This is a genomic window from Roseateles sp., assembly GCF_049240545.1.
In the GTDB taxonomy this organism is placed as follows: Bacteria; Pseudomonadota; Gammaproteobacteria; order Burkholderiales; family Burkholderiaceae_C; genus Paucibacter_A.
The window spans coordinates 1-10,712 of the sequence record NZ_JBMLSK010000308.1 but is presented as its reverse complement, the minus strand read 5'-3'; the positions used below and the strand labels follow the sequence as shown (position 1 = coordinate 10,712).

At 60.7% G+C, this 10,712-nt stretch carries 8 protein-coding genes; 2 read left to right on the top strand and 6 right to left on the bottom strand.

What is annotated here, in order from left to right:
• From ACOVRJ_RS19470 to ACOVRJ_RS19450, 5 genes are all read right to left on the bottom strand, one after another.
• Positions 1-586: cysteine peptidase family C39 domain-containing protein (locus ACOVRJ_RS19470; RefSeq protein WP_422045483.1), on the bottom strand; the 586-nt coding region annotated here is incomplete at its 3' end.
• An 85-nt stretch (positions 587-671) separates the two neighbouring features.
• A complete protein-coding gene (locus ACOVRJ_RS19465) occupies positions 672-1,385 on the bottom strand; it encodes a hypothetical protein (protein ID WP_422045482.1) in 714 nt (237 codons plus the stop codon).
• Positions 1,386-1,733: 348 nt separating this feature from the next.
• Positions 1,734-3,098: an HlyD family secretion protein gene (locus ACOVRJ_RS19460; protein WP_422045481.1), complete on the bottom strand. Its 1,365-nt coding sequence runs from the start codon at positions 3,096-3,098 to the stop codon at positions 1,734-1,736.
• Between the two features lie 715 nt (positions 3,099-3,813).
• The gene (locus ACOVRJ_RS19455) at positions 3,814-4,707 is read right to left on the bottom strand and encodes an alpha/beta fold hydrolase (RefSeq protein ID WP_422045480.1); all 894 of its coding nucleotides are present in this window, start codon (positions 4,705-4,707) and stop codon (positions 3,814-3,816) included.
• 651 nt (positions 4,708-5,358) lie between these two features.
• The gene (locus ACOVRJ_RS19450; RefSeq protein ID WP_422045479.1) at positions 5,359-6,813 is read right to left on the bottom strand and encodes an endonuclease/exonuclease/phosphatase family protein; all 1,455 of its coding nucleotides are present in this window, start codon (positions 6,811-6,813) and stop codon (positions 5,359-5,361) included.
• Between the two features lie 588 nt (positions 6,814-7,401).
• Between ACOVRJ_RS19450 and ACOVRJ_RS19445 the strand changes: the two genes are divergently transcribed.
• Positions 7,402-7,854, top strand: a complete 453-nt coding sequence (locus ACOVRJ_RS19445) for a hypothetical protein (RefSeq protein WP_422045478.1) — start codon at positions 7,402-7,404, stop codon at positions 7,852-7,854.
• 408 nt (positions 7,855-8,262) lie between these two features.
• On the opposite strand, the gene ACOVRJ_RS19440 is transcribed toward ACOVRJ_RS19445, so the two are convergent.
• A complete protein-coding gene (locus ACOVRJ_RS19440) occupies positions 8,263-9,267 on the bottom strand; it encodes a hypothetical protein (protein WP_422045477.1) in 1,005 nt (334 codons plus the stop codon).
• Between the two features lie 421 nt (positions 9,268-9,688).
• Here ACOVRJ_RS19440 and ACOVRJ_RS19435 point away from each other — a divergent pair, with 421 nt between their 5' ends.
• Positions 9,689-10,069 (top strand): winged helix-turn-helix domain-containing protein, encoded by a 381-nt coding sequence (locus ACOVRJ_RS19435; RefSeq protein WP_422045476.1) that lies wholly within the window; start codon positions 9,689-9,691, stop codon positions 10,067-10,069.
• The last annotated feature ends 643 nt before the right edge of the window (positions 10,070-10,712 follow it).

Below are 10,712 nucleotides of genomic sequence, written 5' to 3'. Positions count from 1 at the left end.
TCAGCAGGTCGCGGTCGCCCGACGTGAGCACATCATCCACCACCATCTGGTTGAACAGCGGCGCCACGATGGCGAACAGCTCCAGCACCACCGCCACGGCAAAGATCTGGAGCAGGGAGCGTTTGAGGCCATGGACCTTGCCGGTCAGCTCGGTCAGAGACACCCGGGGCGCGGGCGCCTGGCGCTTGAAGTCCGCGTTCGGGCTCAGCTCCAACGCCACGCCCGTGAAATGCCGCGAGACCTCATCCAGGCTCAGGCGCCGCTCGCCCACCGCAGGGTCCAGGATCACGGCCGCCCGTCCGCCGCGCACCAGCTTCTTGAGCACCACAAAGTGGTTCAGGTCCCAGTGCAGGATGCAGGGCAGTTGCAGGTCACCGAGTTCGTCCAGATCGAGGCGCAGCGGGCGGGACGAGAAACCCAGTGCCGAGGCATGCGAAATCAACTGGGCCAGCGTGGCGCCCTTCAGCGAGACCGGGAAGCGCCGGCGCAGATCGGCCAGGTCCTGATGCTGACCGTGGGCCGAGCAGACCATGGCCAGGCAGGCCAGGGCGCATTCGCTGGATTCGGATTGGAGGAGGGGGCGCATCAAATGCAGGGGCGATCAGCGGTGCGAGGTCATTCGGCCTTTGCCGTGTGTACTTTCCGTCGCCGCAGCATGAAAAAAGCCGTACTCAGGCGTAAATCCACCTGCCTATAAGAACTAGTAGTGCGAGGCAATTGTTGGCTGCATGAATTATGAAGGCTGAATAGAAGGCCTGGCCGTAGCCATGTATCTTCGCTTGACGTTGTGCGACTACAGAGGTGATGTAGAAGAGGAGAAATGCCGGTATTGACCATATGGGTTCATGAATCCCGTGCCCAATTGCTGCTAGAGCGGCTGCAATCAAGGTTGCATAGCCCTCGTTTGCCCGGTTGCTAATTACTCTGAGGACGGCTATCTGGATTGCTGTCTCTGCGAGAGGCGTTAGCAGTGCATAGTTGAAGACTGAGAAAATTCCGAGGAAACCGGTCGGATCTAAGCCCGGCGGTAGCGGACGGTCCATCAGAAACCAATAGATTTGAATTACACACTGACTGGAGAAGAATGAAAGCCAAGCCCATGCAAAGTATTCCAGAGATTTTGGCGTATATTTTGAATAAGAGAGCTGCCGTACTTTGTTGGCCAGGAACGCGGAATTCTTTCTCAATCCCCAGTATATGAAAGGAGATAGCGCCCCGAAGAATAAGACGTGATGGTGGGGTGCTGTAATATTGTGCCTGCTAATGGAAATGCCAAAATAGCGAAGTGCAATTACGGCCAGCAATGTCAAACCGAGAGTTTGAAAGGCAATGTGGATCAGGCGATTTGGAGCCTTGCGATAAATTGCTTCTGTGCTATATGGCATTCCATGCTCGCTCAGTTGGGTTGATTAGTACCTGTAGTAGTTTAGGTTGCAGCTCTCGGAGCGCCTTGCTCCAGCCGCGCCGCCAACGAGCATGCCGACTAGCCCGCCAATCCCCCCGAACAATCCACCGATGGCGCCGCCCATTCCGCCCCACGCCATAACGGTGTTAGCGCACTGTGTGGCCTGTTGGTCTGTATATCCGGCGTAATGATAGTTGTCCCCCATGCCAGTCGCGCCGACTTCGCCGCCCTGCACGTGCTGGGTTTCATTGATCGAAATTGCTCTCATGTTTTTCAGTTTTCCAAAAATGCCGGAATGCGTCCGGCACGCATCCACCACTCCCGCCTTTCAGCCTCCCGGGCTGGCTGAATTCACAGGCGAAGTGATCAGATTCTTTGCTGAGCTGGAAACCGCCAAGACGGGCTCCAACACCCATTCCCATACCGCGCGACGCTCCTGCATCACATCGGCTTCCAGACTCATGCCGGCCTTCAGGGCCTGTGCCTGCCCATAGGTATTGATGTGCTGTCGCTCCAGGTTCACCGTGATGCGGTACAGCGGCTCCTGACTCTGCGCCGCGGCCAGCAGGGCCTGGGCCTGGCCCGCGGGCAGGTCTTGAGGCGCGATGGGGGTCTGGCTCACGGCGGCCACCGTGCCCTGGGCCATGCCGAACTTCTGGTACGGATAGGCGGCATAGCGCAGCCACACCGTCTGGCCCGCCTGCACAAAGCCCGCCGTGCGGCTGGGGGCGTAGAGCTGGGCTTGCAGCGGTGCGGCTGATGAACTGCCTGGGGCGCTCTGTCCAGCCTCATGCCCTGCCCGCGCCTCGGGCACCAGGCTCAGCAGGGTCTGCCCCGGCTGCACGGCCTGGCCCGGGTGGGGCACCAGGGCGCTGACGGTGCCGGCCTGGGGCGCGGCCACGATCAGCCCGCCCCGGGCTTCGTTCTCATGCACCTCCTGGCTCAGGCTGGCCAGGCTGCGCTCCAGTTGGGCCAGGCTGGTGGCCAGTGCAGTGCGATTGGCCTGGCGCTCGGCCTGCAGGCTCTGGATCTCGCGCTGCAGGGCTTCGCTATTGCGCTGGGCATTGCGTTCCCGCAGTTGCAGGTCCAGCAGCTCTTCGTGTTTTTGCTGCGTCTGGGCGGGGGAGACAAAGCCGCTGCGGCCCAGTTCCTCGAAGCGGGCCTGGCTCTTGGCCGCCAGCTGGGCGCGCAGGCGGTGGGTTTCCAGTTCGGCCTCGGCCTGGCGGGCCTCGGTTTGCAGGCTGCGCAGGCGGTCATTCAGCGCGTCATCACGCTGGCGGGCCTGTTGCTGCAGCAGCAGGCGTTCGGTGGCGAGTGCGCTGCGGCGTTGGGCCAGGGCCTGGGCAGCCAGGACGGTGGCGTCGCCTTCGGTCAGCAGGCGCGGGCTGCTCAAGCGCAGCAGGGGCTGGCCGGCCTGCACCTGGTGGCCTTCGCTCACCAGCAGCTCGGCCACCGTGCCGGCCTGGGGCGCGCTCACGCCGATCAGGCCCTTGCTGGGCAACAGCAGGCCCGTCAGGCGCGCCTTGCGGCTCACCTGGCCCAGCACGGCAAAGGCGATCAGGGCAGCGGCCAGCGCCACCGAGATGCCGGTGACCCAGGCAAAGCTGGGCGGCCGCGCGATGCGGATACGGCCCAGCCACTGGGCTGACTGTGCCTGCACAACCTCGGCGCGAAACAGCGCACTCTCGCTCACACCCTCTCTCCCTCAAATCGGAGCCGCCATTTGCTTCGCAAGAAGCCGCAAGGCGGCTTTTCTGGTGCAAGTGCGGTCTGTGGATCTGATTTTCCGCGAGCACCTTGCCGTGCGCCTATCACCCCGAGGGGGGGCAGGAAAACCCTTAGTTTATCCCCTCCCGTGATCCCAGTAGCGACTCGCCTCGGCAAGCGGCCTATCACGGCGTAGCTGCAGCCTTACACGACAGCTTCAGGGCATCGGGTTCCGCATGCCGAAGAGCTGCAATCGCTGCAGTGGCGACCGTCAGCCCTGAAGTCGTACTTCGGCTATGGGCACAAAGCTGCGTTACGGCGCAATTGAGCGAGCATGTGTCTGTGGGTCGCGATGCGACTCTGGCAGCGCGCGAAAGCAGTCGTTCGTATCGGTGCGGTGGTAGCGCCGCAGTTGGATGACCGGTACTTAGGATGAAGCTGCCGATTAAGGCCCGTGGCGCTCATTGACCGCTGTTCTTGGTTGCTGTCGCTAAGGTGCTGATCCGTGATTGACTCAGAGCAGCCTTCTGCTGCCATCCGGTCAATTTCGGCTTTGGGCACATAGCGTCCCACCGCATTCAATTTCTCCCTTAATGTCAGCGCCGCCGATTGCCAATTCGCTGCTTGGGAAAGCTGCCCGGCTCAATTTGAAGCCATTCACATTGCCCGCAGGATTTTGTCCAGGCGTGGAACAGACGTTGTCATTGTGCGATGAGTGCGGCAGCCACAAGCTCCGGGTGCGTAAGGAGCAGAATGTGTTCCGCGCCCTTGAGTTCCAGATACTCGTGCTCAGGCAACATGGATCGAACCCGCTCCACGTCCTGCAATGGCACGACTCGATCCGCAGTGCCGGCTATGACAAGGATCTCGCACTCGCTTTGGCACAAGCGCTGGTAATGAGCTTGCTGGTCACTGAGCGTTCCCTTCTTGAACATAGAGGCAAGCGCCTCCGTGTATCCGGGGGCGCGCGCCTCCGCAATAAAACGCGGAGTTAGGTGTTCAGCTCCGATGGAGGCATACCTTCTTTGACGACGACGCTCAAGGGCAGGAAGACCGATTGAGCGCATGAGCGGGCTGCCGACGCCCGGCAATGCAAAGATCCTTGGCCAAAAGGAATACGCCATGAAATCAAGCAGTGGCGCAACAAGCACCAATCGCTGGACACGGCTTGGACGCTCATGGGCGACCGCTGCAGCAATGGCCGCACCGAACGAGTGCCCGAGGACGGTCAGTGGACGGGAGGTATGGATGCCATCGAGAACCTCTAAGGCCTGCCTCAAAAAAAGGGCGAAGTCATAGTCAACCGTAGGTCGATCTGACAGTCCGTGCCCAAGAAAGTCGAACCTGACGGTTCGCGACCCATTCGCACGCAAATGCGGCACTAGCCGGTCAAACTCCCAATGGGGGACAGTTGCGCCGTGCAGCAACAGAACTGTCGGATCGTCCTTTTCACCGTCTTCGACAACATGAGTCAGTCCAGCAGCCAATGTCAGGTAGTGGCCACCGGCTGCGCGCCTGAGTTCATTCAACGTTGGCATCCCCACTCGCTCCCTTACCAATCGATATTCCGAAATGGTGTTTGTCTTAGTGCTCACGGGGCATGGCCCCTCAATTTTCAGCTCATCGTCGTCGCTGGCGAGCGAATCACCAAAAGCCCAAGCGCAAGGGTGCGTGGTTCATGTTTTGAGCACAACGATTCTCGCGCAACCGCTCGTGCGCTTGGCACCGATGACGTGTCTTTCTTCTCACCCCAAAAGCATGCCTGTATTGCATAGACGGCAATCACTGGCCGTGCAGCGCTGAAATCAAAGCAAAAGCGTCTATCGATCTCTATTCGTCATGGACCTAACTGCAATGCTTTGGGCGCTGAAATGCCACGCAGTCCGTTCCATCGAAATGTCCCGGCCTGCTCCAGGCCGACAGTTGAACAAGCGCCACATAGCTGACTTGCGTTTCGCCAACCGTTTTGGTCAACGGCGGCTGACTGGGGATGTTGTGTCCTAACGCTCCCGGCCAAATCCTGTCATTCGGATGCGCTGTAGGGGCGCCGGCAGGGTGCCCATTGCTGTCGCCCATCGCGCGAGATCGACCGACGCCGGAAGGCTGGGTGTTGCCGCTGAGATTTGGAGGCCCAGTGACGGAGGCGCGGCCAGTGACAGCGATGCGCCGATCTGCCCCAACTCGCTCTCACCCCCCCCCCCGAATCAGGGGGCAAAGTGAAGGAAGATGAGGCAGACCCGCGATGCTCAGACTTGGCGACGGCGGCGCGCCAGGCCGGCTACAGCCAGCAGCCCACCCGCCAGCAATGCCCAGCTGCTGGGCTCGGGCACAGCAGCCGCGATCTGCACATCGACCCAGACGGCCTTGTGGTCGCTGCTGGGGAAGTTGGCGTAAAGGTTCGCGTCACGGAAGTTGCCCACCAGGTCGTACAAGTCGCCGGTGTTATTGGACGCGTTGCGGTCGGGGTCGGCGGGCCAGAAGATGCCGGCGCCGCTCATCGTCATGTTCGCGCTGGGCAGCACATAGTCCACGCGCAGATTGCCGGGTGCGCTGTCGCTGAAGTCGGCGGTGTCCTGCCTTGCATCGCCGACATGGCTTTGGTTGGCATTGCCGTTGTTGCTGGGGTGGGTGGCGGCGTCCAGGCCCCCGTCGGCGCTGGGGGTCAGCTTGGTGTTGACCAGCGGGTTGGCCAGCAGTTGATTGATGGCGTTGTAGTTCGTGCCGGCCACCAGGCCTTTGAAGCTGTCGCCGTCCAGCGGGTCGGCGTTGTAGTCACCGGCGATCACGAATTTCGCACCGGCAGCCAGGCCGCCCTTGCCGCCTTGGTCGTCGTACAAATAAGCACCCTGGCTGCCGCCGGCGATGTAGTCGGCCCACAGCCGGATCTCATCGTGGTTGCGCTTGCCATTGCGATCTTCGGCGCCGTCAAAGGTGGGCGGCGTGGGGTGGGCGGTCAAGAAATGCACGTCTTGGCCGTTGATGCGCACGGTTACGTCCACATGGTTCTTCGACGACAGGCGCAGCGCATTGACTTCGGCGGCGTTGTAGAAATCGGTCAGCTTGTTGTTGGTCGGGTCATTGGTCAGCAAGTTGCCGGGCATGTCCTTCCACTTGAAGGTCTGAAAGCTGCGCACGCCGACGATTTCGTACTTGCTATAGATCGTGAAGCCGAATTGGCCGCCAAAGTTGCCGAAGCCAAAAGCATCGTCGCCGCCGCCAACGCTGCCGTTGTTATTGAGATCGAACCCCGAGGCCAAGCCGGTGTTGGTGTTGGGGGTGAAGCGGTGTGCGTAGTTCAGGCCGTTGGTGAAGCCGCGCTTAGCGTGGCCATGCGGGGCCGACAAGAAATTGTCCTGAAAGCGCTTGGCCGCTTCGCTGCTATAGCCCAGCGCCATCGCATCGCTGCTGGCGGTGGGGTTGCCTTTGAAGTCGAAGTCAAACTCATTGACCAAGACCACATCGGCGTTGACGCGCTGCAGGATCTCGGCCACGTTGTGGGCCTGCTTGATGCGGTTGGCAACCGTGGCGCTAACGCCAGTCGCCAGCGGGTTGGCCAAGTCGCTGAGCAACTGGCCCGAGGCGTCGCGATTGAGCGAGGCATTGAAAGTGGCGAAGCGCACCGTCGTGTCGTTCGCAGCAGCAGGGGCTGCACTCAAAACAAGGGCCAAGACGGTGGCAAGGGCGAAGGGGGCGGATTGCATGAACACGACTCCAAAATGGGTTGGCGTAGCAGCAGTGGCAGGCCTGCATGCTGACCTTTTGGATTCTCTGAATTGCACATGACGACTCGACGGGCCGCAGCGCGGGCGCCATGGTCCGTTCAGCTCGCTTTGTCAAAGCTGCTCCGGCCGCTCAAGGGCACTGGCGCTGCCTCAAGGCCTGTCCGTGAAATCCCCCACGGTCCAGATCACAAAACCATACGGCCGGACGTGGCGCTTCAAAGCGGCGTTGACCACAACGGCGAAGGGTCAGGCCTTGCTTTCATGCATTGCCTGGCCACATCCAGCGCTGGGGTGGATGCTGAATGGCAAGACCTGACTCTTTCCCCCGCGTGAGTACGCTGAGTCTGGCGTGTAGGGCGCGGCCGGGCGACCGGTGCGAGGGGCGTGGCAAGGTTGGGATTCGCGGCGCTGACGTCAATTTATCGGGATTTTCTTTATCCCTTTCATCCCCTCCATCCTGGCTAGTGTTTCCTACGGCGCCGCACATCAATCTTGGCCTAACCGACGATTCTGAATCGGTTTGAGCGAGAAGAAACAAAGAGCCTTGGGGTGAACAGGATAAATACGATGCCTGAGCTTCTCGCGAAGCCGGGTTATGAGCAAGTTTTCAGTCAGACAGCATTGCGGCAAAGAGACGAATCCTGGCACCGAGTTGCCAAGCTGTCAGGGTCCTCGAAATGTCCGGACCTGTTCTCGGCCAACAGTTCGAACAAGCGCCGCAAAGCTGACGTTTGGTTCGCCGACCGTTTTGGTGAACGGCGGCTTACTGGCGAAGATCCCTCCTCACTGTCCCGGCCAATTGCGGGTATTGGCGTACGGCTGGTTTGGAGCGGGTCAGTTGATGATCCTTACGTGGTTGGGATCATCGGCGTGTTCGAGATCGACATGGAACACTGCCCGAACTGCGGCGGCCAGCTCAGGCTCCTTGCGGCGAGCCTGGAACAGCCGGTCACCGAGAAGATCCTCAGGTACTTGGGTCTGCAGGCGCGTGCACCGCCTCGTGCCCCGTCTCGTGGCTAGGCGCTGCACGCAGCCTGACGCTGCCCAACCTCGACGGTTCATGCGACCCGGCGCCTCAGGCAGCTGGACTCGGCTTCGGTCGCGGGTTCGCATGACCGATGGCAGCTGGCAGCTGGCTGGCGACCAGGAGTAACCCGCGGAAGGCGCGCAAGAAGGACGACTTTAGGCGGCGCTATCAAAGCTCAACAGTCTTGCTTCACCCAAAAAACCGACACACACGCGTCGAGAGCCGTGTTCGGGGCGCCCTTGGGGAAGGGAAAAAGGGCGTTTGAAAATCCTATCCCCACAGCCAGCCTGTAGCGCCACGCCGGCCGGGGCCGATCGACTTGGCCGAATGCCTGGCTTGCACCGGCCCAGCCGCTGCAAGCCAGGCGCTGCGGGCAGCAGTTGCGGCTGAGCCCCTGGGCATCACTGTACCGCCACGTCATGCACCGCCGATTTCCAGGGCAATAGGTTCAGCGCCGTCGGCACGCCGTTCACCAGATAGAACGGTGCGTCGGTGTCGTCCGCATTGGCCACCAGGTTGAACGTGCCCACTGAAAAAGATGCAGGCAGCTTGAATCTGAACTGGGCACGGCTAGTGTTGGCTGGCACATCGTTGCCAGAGGTGCGGGCCACGATCGGCCAAAGCTCGATTCCGGCATGCACGATGGCGCCAGACGGCGTGGCCGGCCGGTCGCCCTGACAAACTGTCTTGCCCGCAGTGATGCAGGTGCGGCCACGTTCATTCAGCCAAAGCCGGACCAGCTGACGAGGTAGGAGAAGGGGGCCCGGCTTGCGCTCGATCGACAGCGACGGCAGCTGGGTCGCCGCCGTGCCGATCTTGTTCAGGTTGTCGACAGACACTGAGGCTTCCACGTCCCGGGTGATCGTGACGGGGCCGGTCTGACCCGGCAACAGCACAAAGCTTGACCGCGCTTCCAGGATTTGGGTAAAGCGCAGGTTGCTGTTCATCATCACGCGCGGCAGGAAGTAAACCTCGCGCGATGTCTGACTCACCGGATTGGTGCCGGTTCGCACTGACGCTCTGAGCTCCAGGTCATGGTTGCCAACATCGGCCCCCAGGCAAGGTCCCTCCGGCACAGGCAACGTCGGCTGCACAGTGCCTTCATACACCGTGCGGGACACCCAAGGGAGCTCGAAGCCGGGGTCTGTGGCCTGGATGGCGCGCGAATTCATGGTCACGCTGCCCGAGTCGAAAAAGAGACCGTACGACGAGTCGCCGCAGTGCAGCAATTTGGTGCTGAACACCACGGTCAGCCCCGCAGGCAGCCCGATCAATCTCAGCGTGTAAATGCCGGGCGGATAGGCGGCCGACGCCGGCATCGCCCCCATGCCCAGCACAAAGGCACAGGCCGCCATCAGGTGCCAGGCACCGGCACGCAGGCAGAATTCTTTCAGCAGATTTGTCATGGCAGCTATTCCTTGTGGGTGTTCGGCGCCCGCCCCGTGCGTTCGCCGTTCGGACATTCAACAAGTTCACCGTCTCAGCAGCGTCTCAGGATCTGCAGGCCGCGCATCAGCCGGCGAGGCAGATTGATGTCCCAGGAAGTGGTGATGACGCTTCGTCAATATGGGGGAAGCGAGCGGGCCGGGCGTCGTGTTTTGCACGCATGCAATGGCCCGACGCGCTGCGCTGGTCTAGCGTGTCTCTCAGAATCTTGGGTTGTGGGTGGTTGATCCGCACTAGGTCTCCCTGGTGTGACGTTTTGGTGTTGCCATGGTCTGCGGCCACGCCCGGCAAGTCCTGATGGAACTCTTGCGCTTCTCTTAAGGTTTCATTCGCCAATGAAATCAAAGGTTTACGGGAATTTCTCAGCGCGGGGTCGAACCTTTGAAGCCGGGCGCAGACGCCGACCCGCTGGCCAAGCGGCCCTTGCAGATCGGTGAATGGCAGGCCGATTCGGTGTACCAGTCGATCTCGCAGCTGCGCAGCGTGGTCGGCGACGAGGTCAGCCAGCCGCGCTACATCGTCACCGTGCCGCGCAAGGGCTATCGGCTAGTGGCGGCGATCAGCGAGGTGGTGCCCGCTGTCACCCCAGCCCTGGTAGTGGGGTCGACAGCGGCGCCGCTGCTGCCTCAGTCTGAGCCTGAGCCTGAGCCAAAACGGCGTGTGACCGATCTGGCCGTGGCGCTGCCTGCCCCATCGACCCGACACGCCCAATCTGCCGTATCTGCGCATCGCCTATGCGATGGACGAGGCCTCGCTCGATAAGGCCTGTACGGCGATTCAAGAATTCGCCGAATCGACGAGCTGATGTCGGATCACAGCGCCATGACGCCCCTTCGTAAGTTTGGGCGCCGGATCGTGCGACTGTAAGTCGACGGGATGATGGTCGACGTGGCGGCGATCGGCCGCAGCGGCCCGCTAGAGCCGATCGTTTTCCTGCACGGTTTCGGCTCGACCAAGGAAAATTACACTGACATCGTGGGACAGCCACAAGTGGCACAACGTCTTATCAGGAGTCTAGACATTTATGTCGTACGACAGAAAAGAGCGACTTGGCTGATTCAGGCCTGGTCGGACATTTGTGGCGCAGTTTTCCCTGGAGCGCCACAGACATTTCTGACGCCGGACTCCGGACTATTTGGAACAAAATCTAGAAAAAAGTAGGAACAATATTCTGAAAATCAACGACAGACAATCGCATCGAGTCATCGTCGCGATGAAACGTTGTTTTACATAATACACATTGTCGATTTTCCGGGTAGTTGTTTGGCTGTTGCGTTATGAATGCTCTTAGGTTCCATTGCTAGACTTCGGGTACTTTAAGACTGTTGTGATTGATGCTGCTAAAACTCCCTGTTGATGCCGACCGAAAACTGACCAGCTAAACCACGTAATGCCGACTGAATAT